Origin of the sequence: Psychroflexus aurantiacus (assembly GCF_010820555.1) — a bacterium.
Taxonomy (GTDB): Bacteria; Bacteroidota; Bacteroidia; order Flavobacteriales; family Flavobacteriaceae; genus Psychroflexus; species Psychroflexus aurantiacus.
The window spans coordinates 359,190-381,966 of the sequence record NZ_JAAIKD010000001.1 but is presented as its reverse complement, the minus strand read 5'-3'; the positions used below and the strand labels follow the sequence as shown (position 1 = coordinate 381,966).

Genomic DNA, 22,777 nt, shown 5'->3' with positions numbered 1-22,777 from the left:
GTATTTACCATTTAATGCAAAATAAATTATGGCTGAAGTAAACTCTGCTGAAGTTTCAGCAATCTTAAAAAAACAAATCTCAGGTTTCGAATCCGAAACCTCTCTGGATGAAGTAGGAACAGTTTTAAGAGTTGGTGATGGTATTGCCAACGTTTATGGCTTAACCAACGCAGAACTTGGAGAACTTGTGGAATTTGAAGGAGGACTTAATGGAATGGTGCTTAACCTTGAGGAGGATACCGTTGGTATCGTACTTTTAGGAAAATCCAATAACATTAACGAAGGAGATTCTGTAAAGAGAACCAAAAAGATTTCCTCAATCCAGGTTGGAGAAGGAATTGTTGGCCGTGTTGTGAACACACTTGGTGAAACCATCGATGGAAAAGGCGAGATAGAAGGGGAGACTTTTTTAATGCCTATCGAGAGAAAAGCGCCTGGTGTTATCTATAGACAACCGGTTACAGAACCTATGCAAACGGGTATCAAATCTATTGATGCGATGGTCCCTGTAGGACGAGGTCAAAGAGAATTGGTGATTGGTGACAGACAGACAGGTAAGACTTCTGTATGTATTGACACGATTCTTAACCAAAAAGAATTTTACGACAAAGGAGAGCCGGTTTACTGTATCTATGTGGCCATTGGACAAAAGGCTTCTACAGTAGCAGGTATCGCAAATCTTTTGGAAGAGCGTGGTGCTTTGGCGTATACAACTATTGTAGCAGCAAATGCTTCAGATCCTGCTTCCATGCAGGTGTATGCCCCAATGGCAGGTGCAGCGATTGGTGAATACTTCAGAGACACAGGCAGACCCGCATTAATTATCTATGATGATTTATCAAAACAGGCCGTTGCTTATCGTGAAGTCTCTTTATTATTAAGAAGACCTCCGGGCCGTGAAGCATACCCAGGGGATGTATTTTACCTTCACTCCAGATTGCTTGAGCGTTCTGCAAAAATCATTAACGATGATGGTATTGCACAGCAGATGAATGATTTACCTGAAGCTTTAAAAGGAAAAGTAAAAGGAGGAGGATCTCTTACCGCTTTACCGATTATTGAAACTCAGGCCGGAGATGTATCGGCTTATATTCCTACCAACGTAATTTCGATTACCGATGGACAGATTTTCTTAACCTCAGATTTATTTAACTCGGGTGTAAGACCTGCGATCGACGTGGGTATTTCCGTATCTCGTGTAGGGGGTTCTGCTCAGATCAAATCGATGAAGAAAGTAGCGGGTACTTTGAAACTTGACCAGGCACAATACAGAGAGCTTGAAGCTTTTGCTAAATTTGGTTCAGATTTGGATGCTTCTACTCAGAATACTATCGAAAAAGGAAAACGAAACGTTGAAATCCTGAAACAGGCTGAGGCCAATCCTTATCCTGTGGAAGAGCAAATCGCTATCGTTTATGCAGGGACAAAAAACCTCATGAGAAATGTACCGGTAGATAAAATCAAGGAATTTGAAAAAGACTACCTGTCTTACCTGAACTCTAAGCATCGCGATGTTTTAGATCAGCTAAAAGCCGGTAAATATACCGAAGAACTTACAGATGCGCTTGAAAGTGCAGCGAAAGAAATATCCGCAAAATACAAAGCATAAGGTTTGATTTATGGCTAATTTAAAAGAATTAAGAAGTAGGATTACATCGGTATCGTCTACCATGCAGATCACCAGTGCCATGAAAATGGTATCTGCTGCAAAACTCAATCGCGCTCAAAATGCGATTGAAGATATGCGACCATATGCTGAGAAACTTACGGAATTATTACAAAGTTTAAGTGCAGCCTTGGATGAAGATGCGAATAGCCCGTATGCTGAAAACAGGGAAGTACAAAACGTTTTAGTCGTTGCTATTTCTTCCAACAGAGGACTAGCCGGAGCCTTTAATACCAACATCGTCAAGCGTGTAAGAAGCCTGATGCATGATAATTATGCTGACAAAACAGTAGACATTATCGGGATTGGTAAAAAAGCCAGTGATGTCCTCAAAAAGAACAACGCCATTAAGGAATCTTACAATTCTATTTATGATGAGTTGTCTTATGAAGATATTGCTGAGATTGCTGAACACCTTATGGACTTATTCATATCCGGGAAATACGATAAGATTGAATTGGTTTACAACAGCTTCAGAAATGCAGCTACACAAATTGTGACCACTGAGCAGTTTTTGCCTATCCAGTCTCCGGAAAAAATGGAAGGCGATAGCATTTCTTCAGATTATATTTTTGAGCCTAATAAAGCTGAAATTGTAGAGGATTTAATTCCGAAGTCCTTAAAAATACAGTTGTTTAAAGCCATAAGAGATTCTGTAGCTTCAGAACACGGGGCCAGGATGACGGCGATGCATAAAGCCACAGACAACGCCACTGAACTGAGGGATGATCTTAAATTATCCTATAACAAAGCCAGACAAGCTTCCATTACCAATGAGATCCTGGAAATTGTTGCCGGTGCTGAAGCTTTAGCAGATAGCTAATACAGAAATCAGTACTTGATTAATTTACATAAAAAAGTCTCCAAAAGAGACTTTTTTATGTTTTCCAGAGTTATGACAATCCTTATTTGGCTTCACATAATAAAATGTATTTTTGCCGTTTTAATTAAAACCTTTATGCTTAACATTTCCAACTTTCGTTTTCTTTCTGTATTACTGGCTATCATGATGTTATCATGTAATCAAGATGTTGAAACCGCTTCAGCAAAAGAAATTGAAACCATCAAGGTTAAAAGAATACCAGAACCCAAAAGCTTTGGTTTTACGCTTAGCGATTTCGAAGTTGTTTTCGATACCGTAAGACGAGGTGATACCTTTGGAACTATCATGGATAGTCATGGCGTTTTACCAGGCAAAGTCTATCAGATTACCCAGCGTATTCCGGATTCTGTGATGAATTTCAGAAGAATTAACACCGGGAAACCTTATGCGATTCTTAAAAGTAAAGATTCTACTCAACGTGTTGAGCACTTCGTCTATCAAAAGTCAGTTATCGATTATGCGGTGATCAGTCTCGACAGTTTAACAGGTGTTGCCAGGTCAAAGCCTATTACCATAAAGCAAAAATCCACTTCTGGAGTTATATCCTCAAATCTTTCTGATGCTATAGATGAAGCAGGTCTGGACTATTTGCTGACCAACAGGTTTTCAGATATATACCAGTGGAGTGTAGATTTTTTCAAACTTCAGGAAGGCGATCAATTTAAGCTGATCTATAAAGAAAAGTATATTGATGATACGATTTATGCCGGATTAGAAGGCATAGATGCTGCCGTTTTAAAACACAGAGGTCGCGAGTTTTATGCTTTCGAATTTGAAGTGGACTCCTTAACCGGGCGTACCGATTATTTTGACGAGGATGGAATAACACTTAGAAAGTTCTTCTTAAAAGCACCTTTGCAGTTTAGCAGAATATCCTCTCGCTACACTGGACGTCGTTTTCATCCGGTGCAAAGACGCTGGAAAGCACATAAAGGAACAGATTATGCTGCGGCTACAGGAACTCCCATCTGGTCCACTGCAGACGGGGTCGTGACCAAAGCCAGCTACACCAGGGGCAATGGAAATTATGTAAAAGTGAAACATACCGGCAAATATTCTACGCAATATTTACACATGTCCAGACGCGCCGTTAAGGTTGGACAGTATGTAAAGCAGGGTGAAATTATTGGTTATGTAGGACAGACAGGTCTGGCCACAGGTCCGCATGTGTGTTATCGCTTTTGGGTAAACGGACGTCAGGTAGATCCCTATAAAGAAGATTTACCCGAAGCTGAACCCATGAAAGAAGAACTCAAACCTGCTTATTTCAAATTTATAGCTCCTTTGAAAGCCAAAATTGACCAGGTAGACTATATGGAAATTAAGTAGTTTTTTTTTCAACACAGGATAAGTCAAAAAACTTTACAACTTCCTGTATTTCATCTTGATAAATAAATACAGTTTTATTTTTCAGCCTGCTTTAAAGCACATTTTTTTTTCTAATTTTATTTTTTTAACAGGTTTTCTTAACCTTATCTTAATATTCAAACTTATTTTTGGGCTTTAATTTGTATAAAAAAAATCACATGAAAAAATTACTACTTGGCTTATTCTTAATTATGGGAGTAGGTATTTATGCACAAGGGGTGACAACCTCATCTATTGATGGAAAAATCAATGACAATACTGGGAATCCGCTACCGGGAGCTAACATTATTGCTGTGCACACGCCAACTGGAACACAGTATGGTGTTGTAACAGATTTTGATGGTTTCTTTAGGATTCCAAACATGAGAGTTGGAGGCCCTTACATGGTAAAAATTACTTACGTTGGATTTGAAGATATCGAAATTGAAAACCTCTTTTTAAAATTAGGAGTTTCTGAGACGATTAACAGAAACATGGCAGAATCCAGTAATGCTTTAGACGAAGTCGTAGTAACAGCGACTAAAGGAGGTGTTTTTGATTCAGGACAAAGAGGATCAAACACGAACATTTCTCAGAGAGAAATCAACACCTTGCCATCAGCAACACGTTCGTTGGGAGACTTTTTAAGAAAAACTCCTGAAGCCCAGGTTGGTGAGAATGGAGCTATTTCATTGGGTGGTCAGAACAACCGATACAACGCTATATACATAGATGGTGCTGTAAACAACGACGTTTTTGGACTAGCTGCTTCCGGTACCAATGGAGGTCAGACAGGAGTAAGTCCAATTTCTATCGATGCGATTGAATCTTTTCAGGTTAACTTAGCTCCTTTCGACGTAAGACAGTCAGGTTTTGCCGGTGGATCGATTAACGCGATTACACGTGCCGGTACCAATAATACTGAAGGTTCAGCCTACTACTATTTCAGAAATGAAGATTTAGCAGGTAAAACGCCAACGGCTATCAACGAGGATAATAGAACAAAATTAGATCCGTTTACAGCCAAAACCTTTGGAGCCAGAGTAGGGGGTGCCATCGTTGAAAACAAGCTTTTTTACTTTGTGAACTACGAAAGACAGGAAAACGAAACGCCTCAGCCTTTTAATTTTAATCGCTACCAGGGAGGTTCTGACAGAGAGGATATCCTGGATCTTAGACAAAATATCATCGATAAATTCGGTTACAACCCAGGTGCTTTTGAAGGTGCTCCGCTTACCTTGCAAAGTGATAAACTTATTGCGCGTTTGGACTGGAACATAAACGAAAGAAACTCGATAACTGTAAAAAACAGTTATGTTAATGCTGAGGAAAATGAAACCCGCTTAAGCAATGACCGAGGAATCAACTTCGTGAATGGAAGTGAACTTTTCCCTACAAGAACGAATTCTACAACCATAGAGTGGAACACTTCGAATGGATCGGATATGTCGAACAATTTACTTGTCGCTTATACAGACGTTTTAGATGACAGAGGTTTTTCAGGGGATCCTTTTCCTGAGGTGACAATTCAGGATAACGGTACTCAGGCTAATCCTGCTAACGGTAGTATCCGATTTGGAACCGAGCCCTTTTCAACAGCGAATTTACTTGAGCAAAAATTATTGAACATTACCAACAATTTTGAGCTTTACAGAGGACGTCACAAATTAACATTTGGTGCTAACTTTGAATACTTTGATGTAAAAAATGTGTTCGTTCCACAGAATTTCGGGGACTATACGTTTGAGAGCGTTGCAGATTTTTACACGTATTTAGATAACGATCCTAACAACGATGCCCCAGTAGATAGATTTTCCAGAGGTTACTCCCTTTTAGGAGGTGTGGGTGATGACTCAAGAGGAGCTGCAGAATTTCAGTATTCTCAAATAGGGGTGTATGCTCAGGATGACGTAAAAATGTCAGATAACTTCAATTTGAGTGTAGGTTTACGTTTCGACGTTCCTATGTTCAGTGATGGTACTGTGAACGACGATTTCAATACAAGATCTGTTCAGCTTTTAGAAGCTTACGGAAAAGATTTACAAGGGGCCAGAGTAGGTCAGGCCATTGAAAGTCAATTATACATTTCTCCACGATTAGGTTTTAGCTGGGATCTAGGTAAGGATTTAGGCTCAGACCTAAGAACTCAGGTTAGAGGTGGTGTAGGTGTATTTACCTCAAGAATTCCTTTGGTATGGCCAGGTGGTGCTTACAATAACAACGGGGTAACCTCTGGATTTGTTGCAGACTTCACTACGCCAGGACCAGATTATTTTATTGCAGATCCTTTCAACCAACCAGTTCAGCCAGGAGCTGAGCCAGGTTCTGGAGCTGTTGGTGGAAATATCGATATTTTCACGCCAGATTTCAAATTACCACAGGTGGCCAAATATAACATCGCTGTTGACCAGGAATTACCAGTCTGGGGATTAATCGCTTCAGGAGAGTTCCTTTTTACAGATGTTATACATGCTGTTTACTATGAAAACCTGAACGTCAAAGGTCCTGTAGGAACCTTGAATGGAGCAGATAACAGACCGTTTTACGACAGAAGAGATCTAGTTGATGATACTTACGCAAGAATTATCTTAGGTTCTAATACAAGTGAGGGGTATTCTTACAATGCAACGTTTAAGCTGACCAAGCCATTTGAGAATGGTTTTGCCGGACAAATTGCCTATACCTATGGAGATTCTTACAATATTTTTGAAGGAACTTCTTCTCAGAACTCATCTCAATGGAGAGGTATTGAAACTGTAAACGGTAAAAATTCAGATCTTAGAGCTCAGAGATCTGGTTTCTCAATAGGATCCAGAATCTCAGCAAACGTTTCTTATGAATATGAATGGAACGATAATTTAAAGAGCACCTTTTCGTTTTTCTACAATGGTTTAGAAGGGTCTCCATATAGTTTTGTTTATAATGAAGGTCGTGATCTTCTTAACGATGATTCCAGAGACAATGCTCTTATCTATATTCCAAGAGATGCTTCTGAAATTACATTTGAAGGAACACCAGAGCAACAACAAGAACAGTGGGCTGCCTTAAATACGTTTATTGAAAACAATGAGTATTTAAGCGAAAGAAGAGGTCAGTATGCAGAGCGTAATGGCACATTCGGACCATGGAGCCATGTAGTTGACTTTAAATTCTTACAGGACTTCAGCTTGAATATTAACAATAAGAAACATACGCTTCAGGCTTCCTTTGACATTTTCAACTTCACAAACTTGATCAATAAAGATTGGGGTAGACGACCATTTATTCCTGGAAACCTAGGTCTTTTAACCACTGAGCGAGGAGGTCCAAATCCTGAATTCTCCTTCGACAGCCGTTTTAATGAGCAAGGCATTGAGAACTTTGATGATTCAGGGATTCTGTCTTCAAGATGGCAAATGCAAGTTGGCTTAAGATATATCTTTGAATAGATAAACACTCAACATTTTATTCAGAACGAGACCCCTTAGGGGTCTCGTTTTTTTTTAACAATTATTCAATTGAGTCTTGATTTGAGATGATCTTTTTAGTGAAATAAACACAGCTTTAACCCGATAATTATCTAGTCTTTAAAATCTTATGAATCTTGTCTTTTATTAGTAAGTACAAGCTATTCAGATGGTTAAGTTTAGTTTCTTTTATTAAAATAAAAGGTGCAACCCGAGACTTTATCCCCTTTTCTAAATTCCTGATAGAAGTTATTTTTTTCTTAACATTGTCTTAATATTAGAACGTCTTATCTGAGTTTCTTTGCACCTGCTAAAAACAAAAAAACACTTTCAAATGAAAAAAATGCTACTTGGCTTATTCTTAATCATTGGGATAGGTACTTATGCGCAAAACACTGTAACCGGAACAGTTGTTGACGGATCAATGAATGCTCCCTTACCAGGAGCCAACGTCATCCTTGAAGGCTCAGGTACTGGGACAACTACAAACTTTGACGGTGAATTTACGTTAAACGTTAATGTAAATTCAGGGACACTTAAAATTTCCTATGTTGGTTTTGAACCGACTAAGGTTGATTTTACTGTAACTGGCAACAAGGTAAATGTTGGACAAATCACTTTGGCAGAAGATGATAATGCCCTTGAGGAAATTGTCATTACTACCTATTCCTTAGCCATAGATCGTCAAACCCCTGTAGCAGTATCTACGTTAAAGTCTAAAGAAATTGAGACTCAGTTGGGAAGTCAGGAATTCCCTGAGATTTTAAAATCGACTCCGGGTATCTATGTGACCAAGCAAGGTGGAGGTTATGGAGATGCAAACCTGAGATTAAGAGGTTTTAATTCTGAAAATATTGCTGTGATGATTAACGGTGTTCCTGTCAATGATATGGAAAACGGACGTGTTTACTGGTCAAACTGGGCTGGTTTATCGGATGTAACCCGTTTCATGCAGGTACAAAGAGGTCTGGGTGCTTCAAAAGTTGCTGTACCTTCTATTGGTGGAACCATCAACATCGTTACCAAAACAACGGATGCAGAAGAAGGCGGAAACTTTTTTGCCACTACTGGAAATAATGGTTACCAAAAATTTGGTGCTACTGTGTCTACCGGTAAAATGGACAATGGCTGGGCTGCTACCGTTTCAGCTTCTAAAACAAGTGGTAATGGATTTGTGGATGGAACCTGGTTCGAAGGTTATTCCTACTTTATAAACATAGCTAAAGATTTAGGAGAAGATCATCAGCTTTCGTTTACAGCTTTTGGCGCACCACAAAGACACGGTCAGCGTCAAAACAGAGAGTTGATCAGTGATTTCCAGAGAAGTGAAAGAGGAATCAGACTAAACCGCGACTGGGGTTACAAAAATGGCCAGGTCACGAGTGTGGAAGACAACTTTTATCACAAGCCTCAAATGTCTTTAAACCACTATTGGGACATCAGTGAAAACACACAATTATCTACCGCACTTTATGCCTCTGTTGGTACAGGTGGTGGAAGTGGTTTCTCCGGTGTAAATAAATTTGGTTTGGATTCTGATTACAGAGATGGCTTTGCTCAACCTGTAAACTTTGATAAAATTGTTGACGAGAATGTACAACGTGGAGCCTTGGGTTCTGAAACAATCTTGAGAGATTCCAGAAACGACCACCTTTGGTTTGGAGGTTTGTCTACGTTGACTACAGATTTAACCGAGGATATTAAATTATTAGCCGGTCTTGACCTTAGGTATTACGAAGGAAAACACTTCCAGGAAGTAAAAGATTTATTGGGAGGTCAGTTTTATTTTGACGATTCCGACGTGAATAACCCGGTAAATACTGCTGAAGTTGGTGAGAAAATCAGCTACTGGAATGACGGTATCGTGCTTTGGGAAGGTGGATTTGTTCAGGCCGAGTATTCCAATAACGACCTGTCTGCATTTGTATCTTTGGCAGCTTCAAACACCTCTTACAAGCGTATTGATTATTTCAATTACCTGGATTCTGATCCTGAACGTGAAACAGACTTTCAGAACTTTTTTGGATATTCTGCAAAAGGGGGTGCTAACTTCAATATAGATGATAACCAAAACGTGTTCGCTAACATTGGTTACTTCGAAAGAGCACCGTTTTTTAGAGCAGCTTTCTTAAACTTCAGAAATGACATTAACGAAGGTGCTGAAAACCAAAAAATATTCAGTGCTGAAGTTGGCTATGGTTTCAGATCAAGCAAATTCTCTGGAAATTTAAATATCTACCACACACGTTGGGACGATAGAACTTTAACGCAAAGTTTCCAGAATCCAGACAATACCTTTGGCTCTGCTAACATCTTAGGTGTAAATGCGATTCACCAGGGTATCGAACTGGACTTTAGATACAAGCCAACGAATCGTTTAACATTCACCGGTATGGTTTCTTTGGGAGACTGGACCTGGGATAACAACGTGACAGATGTTCAGATTTTTGATGATGAACAAAAACTTGTTAGAACCATAGATTTGTATATCGAAGGCTTAAAAGTGGGTGATGCCGCTCAGACTACCTTTGCTTTAGGTTCTCAATACGAAGTATTTCCTGGAACCAACCTGCGTTTAGATTACAATTACGCAGGAGATTTCTATGCAGATTTTGACCCAAACTCCAGGACATCACCAGATGCACCGCAATCCTGGGAGGTTCCAGAATATGGCCTTTTTGATTTTGGCTTAACACATAACTATAAATTAGGACCTTTAAACGGTACTGTCATTGTAAACGTCAATAACTTATTCGATACGCATTACATTGCTGATGCAAGAAACGGTTCGTCTGCAACGGCTTCAGACGCTCTGGTATGGTATGGTTTTGGGAGAACGTATACAGTAGGAACTAAAATTAACTTTTAAAACACATTAAAATGAAAAATATATCTCTCTTAGCAGGCTTGTTTTTTAGCTTATTCATCTTAAGCTGTGAGCCGGTAGAAGACATTGAAAATGAAATCAATGCTCAACTTGACAGTGAGCCCGTAGTAGGCGCTGTGGAGTACACATTGGTTGATGAAGACTATACGGATGTTCTGGACCTCAGGTTTCCTAACTTCAACAATACAGACATGGCTAAAGAGCTGGTTCCTGTTTTGCTAAATGACATGTTCCCGTTTTGGGGAAAGGGTTCTCAGGCACTTATCACTTACCATTTATATAAACCCGTATTAAGAGTTAGAGATAATACGGCCAGATATACATTGACCAGTGAAGACTATGAACCGTATTCAAGATTCGGTAATTTCGATAACTACGGTGATATTAAAGACTTCTTAAGCACTAAATATCCTGACGCTGAAGAAGACAAACTCGTTTTATTGACCTTTAAGTTTTATGACGGATCTGTAAATACATGGACTCAGGGATTCATCTATGATGGCTCAAAATGGAATGAAACCATGAGAGTAACTGATGAACAGTATGAAGAAATGGGTAACGGTAGATTCAATAACTTTAACAGCCAGGACGAGGCAGAAACTAAACTTCAGCTTTTACTAAACAATACTGTTTTTTATGACGAAGTTATCGTGGATGGTACAATTAAGCATGTCTTATACAAGTATTATGATGGGTCTGTAAAGTATCAGTTTGCCAATTATATCTATCAGGATAACATGTGGACGCTATTGACCAACGTGGTTCCTGAAACACTTCAGTTTGGTAACAACGGGGAAACCTGGGTTCCGGACAATACAATCAAATATGAAATGACTGCAGATGACTTTACTATCATCGCCGATGCTTTAGCCGGTAAATATCCAGAACCAGCGGGAAGTGCAGGTAACTACGCTAACTTTGACCGTAGAGAAGGAAGACCTGCTTACTGGAGCGAAGACATGATTTTGGAAGCTATGAACGTATTACTGGACAGTAAAGTTCCTAATGCCGAAGATGGTCAGAAGTTTGTTGTAACTTATGCAGTATACACAGGTACTTCAGGTAATGAAACCGTTTATTTAATCAAGGAAGGTGGAAACTGGATTTACAATCCGGATGCTTAACATACCATCCTATTCTATTCTTAAACGAGACCCGCAACGGGTCTCGTTTTTTTTTGCAATTAATTCAAATCCGTTGTAAGTTAAGTTGCGTTTTTTCTTGTAATTTTAGCCAAGTCTATGATTAACAAGCGCCTCCTTATCAAAAACCTTCTTGCCCACAATGGGGAGAATAGTTTCTATGACAAGAAACTACTGGTAGATATTGGCTCCAAAGAGGGCAAGGCCAAATTCCTAAAACACGTTTGTTCTCTGTCCAATACCAACCCTGTAAGCAATAGTTATATCGTGATAGGGGTTGAGGATGAGAACAACCGAATTGTTGGCGTCGATTTTTTTGATGACAGCAAGATTCAGAATCTGGTCAATGCCTATCTGGAACATCCACCGATTGTTTCTTACGAGAATGTACAATTTCCGCATTTACCAGAAGACAAAGTCGTGGGTTTGGTATCCATACGTCCCAAAAACGATAATAGCATTTGTGCCTTGAGAAAGAACATCTGGAAATACTGGGGTGGAACCGTTTTTATGCGGGAAGGCAGCATCAGCAAGCCCCAGGTGTTTGACATCGAAATAAAGGACATCAATTCTGAAATAGTCGCTGCCATAGAACAAAACTCTCAGAATAATATTGAATTAACCCTGGATGGCTTTCATGATTTTATTCTGAATAGCCGGGATTTTAACCCCAAATACAAAGTCTTTAAAGAATATTTTGTACTATGCTGGGCAGCCAAGCCTAAACTTGTTGGCGAGAAAACCTTTTATTCCAGAGTCAATATACAGTTGATCAACGAACAGGTGAAACTCTTTTATTCCGATCTGGATGAAGTTGAAATTCAATACGATGAGGACAAGTTCGAGATTTTAGAATACGTTCAGCTGGGACTTCAAAATAAGTTTAAGTATTATCCGCTGGAAAAGGTGTCGATTCAGTTCAGGGATAATATGCATTATGACATCGAATCTCAATTGGTCTTTCAGCCACCGCAATACGATTTAAAAACACTGAGACACTATCTTAACCATAACGATACTTTGTTGAACAAGCTAACCAAAAAGCTGCCCCTGAATTCAGCAGAAAAAAAAGAACTGGTCAATATGTCCACGATCTATCTTATCGCCTACCTCAATGGCTTTGAGAATTCTTTGGAAAAGCTGGAAGAAGCCAAGCCCTTACTGAAACAGATTCAAAAGAAAGCCTACGAACGGCTAAAAGACAACATGAGAATTTTACGAAAAATAAAATACAATTAAGATGAGCAGAACACTGGCAATTGGTGATATACATGGAGGATTCCGCGCTTTAGAACAGGTTTTGAAACGGGCAGAGGTAACTAAAGGTGACCGCTTGATTTTTCTTGGGGATTATGTAGACGGCTGGAGCGAAACCCCCGAGTTGTTATCCTACCTCATCCAGCTTAAAGAAGAGCAGGAGTGTATTTTTATAAGAGGCAATCACGATGACCTGGTGCTGGACTGGTTTCGCACCGGAAAAACCAATACCAAATGGCTTGAGCATGGCGGCGGAAGTACCTTAAAAGCCTACCGAGACGTGAGTTCTACGATAAAAGACCTGCACCATCGGTTTTTAGAAAGCCTGACCAATTATCACATCGACGAGCAGAACCGTCTGTTCTTACATGCCGGATTTGCCAATTTGCACGGCCCTTCAGCAGAGTTTTATCCCAACACCGTGTACTGGGACAGGACGCTCTGGGAAATGGTGAAAGCGCTGGATAAGTCACTTACTCCTCAGGATGATTTTTATCCCGATCGCTTAAAATTGTTTAAGGAAATATACATCGGTCACACCCCTACTACACGCATGGGAAAGACCGAGCCGGTGAATCTCGCCAACGTCTGGAATATAGACACAGGTGCTGCCTTTAAAGGCCCTGTGAGCCTTATAGACGTCGATACTAAAAAAGTCTGGCAGAGCGATGCCGTGTATGAGTTATATCCGGAGGAGCCGGGCCGAAATCAGGATTAACTGAGAATAAGACTAGTTCAATTTATCTCATTCGAAAAAAAACCCTGTAATCCCCTAAGGGGATAAGACTGTCAATTTCCTCTTTGAGGGAGTTTCGAAGCTTCCCTAAGCCTAGTGCTTTGTCCTTAAAATCGATTGATTTTAGTAGTGAATTCAGGTTAAGATCGAAAGAATCTTTTCTTTTATTTTTTCTGAAGAAATTCCCGCTAAGGCATAGAGTTCATCGGTGTCCCCGTGTTCAATAAACCGGTCAGGAATGCCCAGCTTATGGATATGGCCCGTGTAATTCTGGGTTTGGGCAAATTCCAGAACCGCATCGCCAAATCCGCCTTTTACGGTTCCATCTTCAATGGTGATGATCTGCTGAAATTTGTCAAAAACAGATTCTAGTAAATTTTCATCTAAAGGTTTCAGATAACGCAAATCGTAGTGAGCTATGCTGAACCCGCCTGCATGATCCAGGCGGGCAATAGCTTCAATGCTTTGAGATACATTGCCTGAAATACTTCCTAAGCTTAAAATCGCCACATCAGAACCTTCCTGAAGGCATCGTCCTTTGCCAATGTCCAGCTTTTCGAAAGGCGTTTTCCAGTCTTTAATCTGTCCGCGTCCTCTCGGATACCTGATCGCCATCGGCTGCTGAAGATCTTGAGTCGCGGTATAAAGAAGCTGCCTTAATTCAACAGCATCTGCAGGTGCAGCAATAATCAAATTGGGAATACAGCGTAAAAAAGCCAGGTCAAACACCCCATGATGCGTGGCACCGTCGTTGCCTACCAGTCCGGCCCGGTCAATGCAAAACACAACCGGCAGATTTTGTAAAGCCACATCGTGAATCACCTGATCGTAGGCACGCTGCAAAAAGGTGGAATAGATGGCGCAAAAGACTTTATGCCCCTGAGTAGCCATGCCCGCAGCGAGGGTAACCGCGTGCTGCTCGGCAATACCCACATCAAAGGCACGGTCGGGAAACGCATCCATCATGTATTTTAACGAACTTCCTGTAGGCATCGCCGGCGTAATACCAACAATGGCCTTATCCTGTTGTGCCAGTTCCAGCAACGTCAGTCCAAACACATCCTGAAACTTTGGCGGCAAATCCTGATTGTTTTTGGGGAGGACTTCGCCGGTAAGCTTATCAAATTTCCCGGGCGCATGGTATTTCACCTGGTCTTCTTCGGCTTGTTTTAAGCCTTTGCCTTTTTTGGTGATGACATGGAGAAGTTTAGGGCCCGATTTGGTTTTCAGGGTTTCAAATGCTTTTAAAAGCTCAGGCAAATCATGTCCGTCGATGGGGCCTTCGTAGTGAAAGTTGAGGGCTTCAATGATATTATCCTGACTTGGTTTTTTGCCGATTTTGGCTTTGGTCAGGTAGGTTTTAAGCGCTCCAACACTGGGATCGATGCCGATGGCGTTATCGTTAAGTACAATCAAAAGGTTAGCCTGTGTCACCCCGGCATGATTCAGGCCTTCAAACGCCATTCCTGAGGCTATGGAAGCATCCCCAATCACAGCGATGTGCTGTTTTTGGAAATCTCCTTTCAGCTGAGAAGAAATCGCCATGCCCAAAGCGGCAGATATCGAGGTGGAACTATGGCCGGTGCCAAAGGTATCATAGATACTTTCTTCACGTTTGGGGAAGCCAGAAATCCCATTGAGTTTTCTGTTGGTCTCAAAACGCTCACGACGCCCGGTCAGGATTTTATGCCCATAGGCCTGGTGGCCTACATCCCACACCAATAAATCCTTTGGGGTTTCAAAACAATAGTGCAAGGCAATGGTCAGCTCTATCACACCAAGACTGGCCCCGAGATGACCTTCTTTGGTGGAGACCACGTCGATGATAAACGCTCTCAATTCTTTAGCCACGTGTTCCAATTGGCTAGCATCAAGTTGACGTAAGTCTTCAGGTGAATGTATGTGAGAAAGCAAATCTAAAGTCATGAGACAAAGTTACCAATAGTCTGTGAGTTTTTAAGCGATGAGAGGTGAGTAAAACAAATGGAATTTAAAACCAGTAGTCTTAGAGTTTTTGAGTGATGAGAGGTGAGTGAAACGGAGTGAACTTAAAACCTGATCTAGGTGTCATGCTGAACCTGTCTTCCAAAGTGAAACGCAGGCAGGGTTTGTGGTTTTTTCACCCTCTTCGATTAGACTCACGAGAGGCTGAGTCACGGAGAACACAAAATTTTAGTTGTAACTAAAAATTCTTTTCTCTGTGAACTTTGTGACTCCGTGGTTTTTCTCCGCAGAGATACAGGTAACCTAGAGATTATTTGAAGTGAGTATAGTTTAGAATATGAAAATTATTTTTATAAGACCTGATTTTTGTCATAAACTTAAACTTCAGTTTTCTCTAAATTAGTGATAGTTCTAAAGATAGGATTATGAAAATTAAAAAGAATCCAAAAAAAGACCTCTCCAGGTATAGTCTTATCTTTTTTCAAATAGGACTTATCCTATCCCTTTCGATCTCCCTTATCATGATAGAGCGGAAAACTTTAAAAAAGGAATCAGCCGATATAGAATTTGTAAATTTTAATGTAATAGAAAAAGAGGCTGCACCTCTAACAGAAATCAAAAACAGTCCACCGCCTCCGCCCGCCCTTCCGGCGCCTGCTCCGGAGTCGATTAAAATTGTTGATAATGATTTAGACATACAGGAGGTGAACATACAGTCTACGGAAACCAGTCAAGATGAGAATGTAAGTGTTAAATCAGTTTCAGAAACAGGAGACGTTATAGGTGTAGAAGAAGTGGAAGATGTAGAAGAAGAGATAGAAGATGTGCCTTTTTCGGTAATTGAAATCGTGCCGGTGTTCCCTGGATGTGAAGGCTTAAAAAGCAATGAAAAGCGAAAAGAATGCATGAACCGGAAAGTAAATGAATTTGTGCATGAAAAATTTGATATGGATATCGCAAGCGATTTAAAACTTAGCGGGACACATCGCGTATTCATGAGCTTTAAGATCGATCATACAGGGTCTATCGTTGATATTGCTGCACGGGCTCCTCACCCAAAATTAGAGGCTGAAGGCATAAGGGTTATTAAAATGCTACCTGAAATGAAGCCCGGTGAACAGCGGGGTCGACCGGTGGGTGTATTGTTTTCTTTATCCATTATTATCAAAATAATAGAATAAATTATTTTCATTTAGTTTTAGCTTATTTTGTTTTTTTCACCACAAAGTCACGGAAAACACAGAGTCTAACTTTATGACCTTTGTGCCTCGTGGTTATTTTCATTATCCTGGATTAGGAAGTAAGAACATTTGATTTAGAAATACTATTTTTGACTATGCTAAATCCTTTTGACGATACGTATTTTATGAAAAAAGCCCTGGAAGAAGCCCATATGGCTTTGGAAAAAGGCGAAGTTCCTGTGGGGGCCATCATCACCCATAACAATCAAATCATTGCCAGAAGTCATAACCTTACCGAACTTTTGGTCGACGTCACCGCCCATGCCGAGATGCAAGCCATTACGTCGGCGGCTAATTTTATTGGCGGCAAATACCTCAGGGACTGCACCATGTACGTCACTTTGGAGCCCTGCCAGATGTGTGCCGGGGCTTTGTACTGGAGTCAGTTGTCTCGACTGGTCTTCGCTGCCGAAGATGAAGTCCGTGGTTACAGAGCAATGCAAACAAAGCTTCATCCCAAAACCAAAGTGGAATCTGGAATACTTCAGGAAGAAGCCTCCAAACTGCTCAAGACCTTTTTTATAGAGAAGCGGAATTTGAATTGAATTACGTTTTAAATTCAAAAGAACTTTAAAATTTATCAATATTGCGAATCATTACGGTTTAACCGTACATTTTACCCTATCATTAAAAATATAACAGTTTAAGATATGATAGTTGATTTTTTTTTTCTAGGTTAGAGCAACAATATAAAAATCATGTCAATGTTCTTCTAATTTTTAAAAAGGAAATGCTTCTCCGAAGAAAAGCATTTCACAAACCAAGCATGAAAAATTCATACTCGCTGACGCTACAAGTATATTAATTTTTCATGAGAACTCTACTTAGGTTTTAACCTATGTTCAATAATCTGGCAAGATTTAAAATTGCAACAGTTTAATTTTTTAAAATTTAAATATCATGAAAACTTTATTAATTTCATTTTTAATGTTACCATTCTTAAGTTTAAACACTATTTCAGCTGAAGAAAACTCTATCGAAGTAACTGCAAGAAATGGTTGCACTGTCTCTGTTGATTGTGATGGAGATAACATAGCTGATTACTCAATGCCAGTAGATTGTGAATTTGAAGAAGATTTGAGAGATCAGTTAAAGGCTTCTTGTGAGTAATATTAATCAAAAGACTGGAGGTGAAATCTCCAGTCTTAATTTTATCATTATGAAGTGTTTTATAATTTTTACGTTTTTAACTAGTTTAAATGTTTTAGCCCAAACCGGTATAGTTAATTATGGACAAATAGAAAGCTTTGGAATGGGTGTGCCAATTGGTCCAGATTTTAAGACTATGCTAGTATTTGATAAAGATAATTCTCTTTATGTAATGAAAAAAGATTCTTTAGAAGGAGGAAATATTTGGGAACAAAAGTCTTATCGTACAGGAGATGGACGTGGGTTTTCAATTACGGTGGCGACCAATCCTGAAGGCTTTCAATACTATTACAAACCAAAAGAAAATATTTTGTATTCACGAGATTCAGGTTTCAGATATGTCAAAGATAATGATATAGACATTCCTTGGAAGATTACCGAGGAGACTAAGAAGATAGGAACCTATGAAGTGCAGAAGGCAACCGCTCATTTTAGAGGGCGAGATTATACCGCTTGGTTTACATCAGAAATTCCTCTGCCTTACGGTCCATGGAAGTTAGTAGGCTTACCAGGCCTAATTTTGGAAGCTTATGATACCAATAAAGAGATTTACTGGTATTTCAAAAATATAGAGTATCCCACCAAACACACTCATTTATTAAAACCTGTTGATAATCCCAATGCATCCTGGGTTACTAATGAAGAACAAAAAGAATTCCTGATCAATGCTTTTATTAATGCTCGATACGGGGGCAGGATGATAGCAGAAAATATTGGCGCTTCAAGCTCATCATCTAAGGTTAAAAAAACAGAGGGTTATATTGAGGTTTACGAAATCGAAGAGTGATAATAGCCTGCTATTTTTATAATCAAAATTTTATTAATTGAAAAATTCCCGTTTCATACTACTCCTTTTAAGTTCACTTCTGCCGTTTTATATGCAAGCTCAAGAGGTTATATTAAAGGGTCAAGTTTTAGAAAAAGAAACTAAATTACCGCTAGAAGGATCTAGTATCGTTATAAGTTCACCCACCAAAACTATTTTAGATTACACTTATTCTAAAGAAGAAGGACTGTATGAATTAGCAGTAGACTCAAAGGCAGATTCACTTTACGTCAAAGTGAGTAGTTTTGGTTATGAGTCGCAGGAAATCATTATTCCTAATACTAGGTCAACTGTCAACAAGAATTTTGAACTCACTCCTAAAATAGAACAACTCAATACAGTTGTTTTGGAAACAGAAGAAAAAATAAAAGTCAATAGAGATACGGTAACGTACCGTGTGTCTGCTTTCACAGATCAAACGGAGCAAACCGTGGAAGATGTTTTACAAAATTTGCCGGGTATTGAAATTGATGAGGATGGGAACATCAAAGCCCAAGGCAAGAATATTCAAAAAATACTGATAGAGGGAGATGATCTTGCCGACAGAAATTATAAAGTGATTTCCAAAAATCTGGATGCCGATGTCTTAAGCAAAGTCGAGATCATCAATAACTATAGTGAAAATCCAGTCTTGAAACAATTTCTGGATAGCGAAACCGTGGTGCTCAACTTAAAGCTAAAAGACAAAGCCAAATCCATTTGGTTTGGAGCTGCTAAAGCTGGGTTAGGAAATGACAGTCGCTATGAAGCGGATCTTAACCTTGGGCTCATCAGGCCAGAAATCAAGTTTCTGGATTTAGGAAACCTCAACTCCATAGGTAAGCAAGCCGGCGAACAGTTAGACAATTATGTATATCAGCAAATGGGGTTTAATGATTTTGATGAGAATTTCAATCTGGATCAAAATTCATTTCTGAATTTGAGACCAAGCTCTATATTAATCGACGACAAGTTTTATATTGAGAACCAAAGTCTTTCCAATAACTTATTGGCTAATAAAAGCATTTGGGGAGATAGCAAACTAAGGAATTCTTTGTTTGTCACCACAGATCAGCTGAACAGTGATTATAGGAATAGGATCTCTTATTTTCTGCCAGACGGTGCTATTGATTTTCAGGAAGATAATGCCTTTGACACCCGAAATTTGAATCTAAAGAACGATTTTGAAATTAAACATTCTATAGATGAAGACCATTTCATCACGTTTCAAACCGATGTGTCAGCGACCAATTCTGATGTGAGTCATGAGTTGCTTTTTAATTCTAATGAAAGCATTGCTCAGGTCTTGGATGAGCGCAACTTAAGCTTATCAACCAATATTCATCTCACCAAGAAAATCAAGAACGGAGCGCTAAGCTTTTACGGGTTTATGGGTTTTAATCAAGATCGGCAAAAATTCAATATCTCACCACACACCATTGCTGAAGAAGAAAACTCAAGTCAACTTCAAACAGAAATAAATGACAATACGGTTTATCAAGGTTTGGAAGGCAGTTCTATTTTTCAGTTTAACGAGCTCAGTTTTGCTGTAAAACTAGGGGTTTTAAATCAAGATCGAGAGTTTAATTACGGCTCATTAGACCTGGAAAATGGCTTTGGTTCTTCTGAAATCGATAGCCTAGCGGGATCAAATTCAGAAGCAAGATTCAAATCCTTTGTTAATTTTAAAACCCAGTATGACCTTATTCCCGATCGATTGATTGCTGAAGCGGATGTAGAAGTATCTCATGTAAACATGAGAACCCATGTAGATTCTGGAAGTTTCCTCTTTTTTAATCCTAATGTTGTTCTACGTCTTAGAAAAACTAAAGTTGGCAGTTTTTCTCTGCGGTACAAACGAATTAACCAGCTCCCGAGTTTAACCGACCTCAACCAGAATTTTATAGTGCAAGATTATAGAAGTTTAGTTCTGGGTGTCAATAGGCTTGAGCAATTGACTAGAAACCAATATACATTCAATTATATCTTTTCAAGACCTAAAAAACGAATTCTTATTGAAGCTGGAGTATCTTATTCAGATTATGAACAACTCTTATCTGCCGATAATCTGCTAAGTGAAAGACTCAATTTATCACAGCGTCAATTCATACCTGGTGGAAGTTTATTGATAGGAAGACTTGGTTTTACCACGTTTTTAAAGTTTATAGATGCCACATTGAAGCTGGGGTATACCAAAACCAGATTTGAAAATCCATTTGTTTTGAATGGTGAATTATTTGAAGTGACCAATGAGAGTGATAATTACTATTTCCGAGGGACAACGTATTGGGATGGAATGTTAAACTTTAAATTTTCTGGAAGCTTAAATTCAAATTCTGGAGGTATTGGTAAGTCTTCAAATACTAACAACATTTACAATGCTAAACTTGAGACTGTTCTGAAGCTTTACGATAGGCTTTTTGGAAATTTCAAGAATGAAATCTATGATGTAAATTCAGAAATCTATCAGACCAGTAGCTTTAATTTAGAATATCGACCGAAGCAAAAATCCTATGTATTTGGAATCGATGCACAAAATATTTTCAATACAAAGAATTATACCTTTAGTTCCATCACGAACTTTCAAAGAGGAGATTTGGTGTATAGAGCTGTCCCCCGTTTTTTTGTAGGCTATGTCAAGTTTAGATTTTAAGTTCAGCACCTAAATCAAAAGTAGCTCCGCTAAGAATCGAACTTAGATCTAAAGTTTAGGAAACTTTTGTTCTATCCATTGAACTACGGAGCCTTATTGATCTTCTTCTGACTTTGGACGATCTTCATACCAGTCCCTGAAGGTCTTATCGGTCTGGTAATCGTCGGTGAGCACCTTATACACGGCAAACACAAGCGTAGCCTGTCCTAAAACAGTGAGGTAAAACACCCAGGAAAATGCCATGTCAAGTGCTGCAAAGATAGTGACAAGAATCAGAATTAAGGTGGTGAGAATCAATAAAGGTATGCCGGGATTTTTCATTTTTTATTTTAAACTTAAATAAAATACACTTATGCTCCTGATAAAGAGGTATTAAAATAATCTTATTTATTCAGTAAGAGTCACTTCTCCAGAATCGGTTTTCTTTTTGATAAGATACAAATAGACCGGAAAGTGATCGCTATAACCTCCTGTAAATACGCCGTCGGCAAAGGCCCGGTAAGGATAACCTTTGAAGCGGCCTTTTGGGGTTTGTAAATAAAAGGGATTGAAAACATGAGCCTGGTAAAGCCTGTACGTATTGTAGTTTTCAGTATTAATAAAAGGTTTGGTGACCAGGATCATATCGAACAGGTCCCAGGTATCCATCCAGGCGATGCTTCCTACACCTTTTTTGTAAAGCTTTTCGAAAGGATTGTAAAGATCGGTGAGATTGACATCGTCGGCATGCGCTTTAGCTTCCAGCACTTCTTTTATGCTTTCATTGTAAGGCCCGTCATTAAAATCGCCCATGATCATGAGTTTAGCATACGGATTTTGTATTTGAATAGAATCTTTTAGGGTTTTGGTAAGTCTGGCGGCTTCCGCTCTGAAAGGCCTGCTTCTCTTTTCACCCCCGCTTCTGGATGGCCAGTGATTCACGATAAAATGCATGTCTTCGCCGTCCAGTTTGCCTTTGACGTGAAGCTGATCTCGGGTATATTTTCGTTTACCGCTGTCGGTCTCACTGAATAAAATGAGTTCGTGGGCTTTGGAATAGGAAGGGCGAAAGAGGTTTTTTTGATAAAGCAAAGCTACGTCTATGCTTCTGGCATCTGGTGAGTTATAATGAATGATACCATAATCGTAAGCAGATAAATGCTTGTCGTTTACCAGGTCTTGTAAGACCTTGAAATTTTCAATTTCACAAACCCCGATTACTGCCGGTGGCATGCCTGTGACCTCAGTGCCTATATCGGCAATCACTTTAGCCATATTGGCAACTTTCTTTTGATAAATAGCCTCGCGTTCTCCTTCAGAAACCTCCATAATGGGTGAGGATTCATCAAATTTATTTGGATCGTCTTCGGTGTCAAACAGATTTTCTAAATTATAAAACGCAACAGTCGTAATGAGAAATTCGTCGGCTTTTTGGGAGGCAGAGCTTGTTTTCCGGGCAGAATCACAACCCGCCAATATCAGCAGAAAACCGATTAAAAATACCAGTGGTTTTAAACCTGATCTCATCCCAATCCTGTTAGTGAGAATTTTTTTGAATGCCTAAGATACAACTTATCTATTATTTAAATATCTTAGTAGTATTCAAACATTTGATAATCAGTCTGATATGGTTGGGTTTGGG

16 protein-coding genes and 1 tRNA gene are annotated in these 22,777 nt (G+C 39.4%); 13 read left to right on the top strand and 4 right to left on the bottom strand.

Features of this window, described 5'->3' with window-relative positions; genetic code table 11:
• Positions 1-28: 28 nt before the first annotated feature.
• From atpA to G3567_RS01590, 8 genes are all read left to right on the top strand, one after another.
• Entirely contained in the window at positions 29-1,609 is a 1,581-nt protein-coding gene (gene atpA / locus G3567_RS01625) for a F0F1 ATP synthase subunit alpha (protein ID WP_164003487.1), read from the top strand.
• 10 nt (positions 1,610-1,619) lie between these two features.
• A complete protein-coding gene (gene atpG, locus G3567_RS01620) occupies positions 1,620-2,489 on the top strand; it encodes an ATP synthase F1 subunit gamma (RefSeq protein ID WP_164003485.1) in 870 nt (289 codons plus the stop codon).
• Positions 2,490-2,624: 135 nt separating this feature from the next.
• Positions 2,625-3,878 carry a peptidoglycan DD-metalloendopeptidase family protein gene (locus G3567_RS01615; RefSeq protein ID WP_164003483.1) on the top strand — a complete coding sequence of 418 codons (1,254 nt, stop codon included), beginning with the start codon at positions 2,625-2,627 and terminating at the stop codon, positions 3,876-3,878.
• Between the two features lie 197 nt (positions 3,879-4,075).
• Entirely contained in the window at positions 4,076-7,324 is a 3,249-nt protein-coding gene (locus tag G3567_RS01610; protein WP_164003481.1) for a TonB-dependent receptor, read from the top strand.
• 352 nt (positions 7,325-7,676) lie between these two features.
• Positions 7,677-10,211: a TonB-dependent receptor gene (locus G3567_RS01605; protein ID WP_164003479.1), complete on the top strand. Its 2,535-nt coding sequence runs from the start codon at positions 7,677-7,679 to the stop codon at positions 10,209-10,211.
• A gap of 11 nt (positions 10,212-10,222) precedes the next feature.
• Positions 10,223-11,353 (top strand): hypothetical protein, encoded by a 1,131-nt coding sequence (locus G3567_RS01600; protein ID WP_164003477.1) that lies wholly within the window; start codon positions 10,223-10,225, stop codon positions 11,351-11,353.
• Positions 11,354-11,470: 117 nt separating this feature from the next.
• Positions 11,471-12,610, top strand: coding sequence for an ATP-binding protein (locus G3567_RS01595; protein WP_164003475.1), 1,140 nt, complete (start codon positions 11,471-11,473; stop codon positions 12,608-12,610).
• 1 nt (position 12,611) lies between these two features.
• Complete coding sequence (locus G3567_RS01590; protein ID WP_164003474.1) at positions 12,612-13,346, top strand: metallophosphoesterase; 735 nt, start codon at positions 12,612-12,614, stop codon at positions 13,344-13,346.
• A 153-nt stretch (positions 13,347-13,499) separates the two neighbouring features.
• Here G3567_RS01590 and G3567_RS01585 read toward each other — a convergent pair whose 3' ends face one another.
• The gene (locus tag G3567_RS01585; protein ID WP_164003472.1) at positions 13,500-15,290 is read right to left on the bottom strand and encodes a 1-deoxy-D-xylulose-5-phosphate synthase; all 1,791 of its coding nucleotides are present in this window, start codon (positions 15,288-15,290) and stop codon (positions 13,500-13,502) included.
• Between the two features lie 443 nt (positions 15,291-15,733).
• Between G3567_RS01585 and G3567_RS01580 the strand changes: the two genes are divergently transcribed.
• From G3567_RS01580 to G3567_RS01560, 5 genes are all read left to right on the top strand, one after another.
• Positions 15,734-16,489 carry an energy transducer TonB gene (locus tag G3567_RS01580; protein ID WP_164003470.1) on the top strand — a complete coding sequence of 252 codons (756 nt, stop codon included), beginning with the start codon at positions 15,734-15,736 and terminating at the stop codon, positions 16,487-16,489.
• Between the two features lie 155 nt (positions 16,490-16,644).
• Positions 16,645-17,094 carry a nucleoside deaminase gene (locus tag G3567_RS01575; protein ID WP_164003468.1) on the top strand — a complete coding sequence of 150 codons (450 nt, stop codon included), beginning with the start codon at positions 16,645-16,647 and terminating at the stop codon, positions 17,092-17,094.
• Positions 17,095-17,449: 355 nt separating this feature from the next.
• Entirely contained in the window at positions 17,450-17,659 is a 210-nt protein-coding gene (locus tag G3567_RS01570; protein WP_164003466.1) for a hypothetical protein, read from the top strand.
• Between the two features lie 49 nt (positions 17,660-17,708).
• A complete protein-coding gene (locus tag G3567_RS01565) occupies positions 17,709-18,485 on the top strand; it encodes a GLPGLI family protein (RefSeq protein ID WP_164003464.1) in 777 nt (258 codons plus the stop codon).
• Between the two features lie 37 nt (positions 18,486-18,522).
• Positions 18,523-21,156: a carboxypeptidase-like regulatory domain-containing protein gene (locus G3567_RS01560; protein ID WP_164003462.1), complete on the top strand. Its 2,634-nt coding sequence runs from the start codon at positions 18,523-18,525 to the stop codon at positions 21,154-21,156.
• Positions 21,157-21,177: 21 nt separating this feature from the next.
• Here the strand turns inward: G3567_RS01560 and G3567_RS01555 are convergent.
• From G3567_RS01555 to G3567_RS01545, 3 genes are all read right to left on the bottom strand, one after another.
• A tRNA-Arg gene (locus G3567_RS01555) sits at positions 21,178-21,249 on the bottom strand.
• Positions 21,250-21,477, bottom strand: coding sequence for a hypothetical protein (locus G3567_RS01550; RefSeq protein WP_164003461.1), 228 nt, complete (start codon positions 21,475-21,477; stop codon positions 21,250-21,252).
• A gap of 66 nt (positions 21,478-21,543) precedes the next feature.
• Entirely contained in the window at positions 21,544-22,662 is a 1,119-nt protein-coding gene (locus tag G3567_RS01545) for an endonuclease/exonuclease/phosphatase family protein (RefSeq protein ID WP_164003459.1), read from the bottom strand.
• Positions 22,663-22,777 lie beyond the last annotated feature (115 nt).

Bases quoted from the DNA above. Each gene is read 5' to 3' on its own strand.
- atpA (WP_164003487.1), top strand. From the start codon at position 29: ATGGCTGAAGTAAACTCTGCTGAAGTTTCAGCAATCTTAAAAAAACAA.
- atpG (WP_164003485.1), top strand. From the start codon at position 1,620: ATGGCTAATTTAAAAGAATTAAGAAGTAGGATTACATCGGTATCGTCT.
- G3567_RS01615 (WP_164003483.1), top strand. From the start codon at position 2,625: ATGCTTAACATTTCCAACTTTCGTTTTCTTTCTGTATTACTGGCTATC.
- G3567_RS01610 (WP_164003481.1), top strand. From the start codon at position 4,076: ATGAAAAAATTACTACTTGGCTTATTCTTAATTATGGGAGTAGGTATT.
- G3567_RS01605 (WP_164003479.1), top strand. From the start codon at position 7,677: ATGAAAAAAATGCTACTTGGCTTATTCTTAATCATTGGGATAGGTACT.
- G3567_RS01600 (WP_164003477.1), top strand. From the start codon at position 10,223: ATGAAAAATATATCTCTCTTAGCAGGCTTGTTTTTTAGCTTATTCATC.
- G3567_RS01595 (WP_164003475.1), top strand. From the start codon at position 11,471: ATGATTAACAAGCGCCTCCTTATCAAAAACCTTCTTGCCCACAATGGG.
- G3567_RS01590 (WP_164003474.1), top strand. From the start codon at position 12,612: ATGAGCAGAACACTGGCAATTGGTGATATACATGGAGGATTCCGCGCT.
- G3567_RS01585 (WP_164003472.1), bottom strand. From the start codon at position 15,290: ATGACTTTAGATTTGCTTTCTCACATACATTCACCTGAAGACTTACGT.
- G3567_RS01580 (WP_164003470.1), top strand. From the start codon at position 15,734: ATGAAAATTAAAAAGAATCCAAAAAAAGACCTCTCCAGGTATAGTCTT.
- G3567_RS01575 (WP_164003468.1), top strand. From the start codon at position 16,645: ATGCTAAATCCTTTTGACGATACGTATTTTATGAAAAAAGCCCTGGAA.
- G3567_RS01570 (WP_164003466.1), top strand. From the start codon at position 17,450: ATGAAAACTTTATTAATTTCATTTTTAATGTTACCATTCTTAAGTTTA.
- G3567_RS01565 (WP_164003464.1), top strand. From the start codon at position 17,709: ATGAAGTGTTTTATAATTTTTACGTTTTTAACTAGTTTAAATGTTTTA.
- G3567_RS01550 (WP_164003461.1), bottom strand. From the start codon at position 21,477: ATGAAAAATCCCGGCATACCTTTATTGATTCTCACCACCTTAATTCTG.
- G3567_RS01545 (WP_164003459.1), bottom strand. From the start codon at position 22,662: ATGAGATCAGGTTTAAAACCACTGGTATTTTTAATCGGTTTTCTGCTG.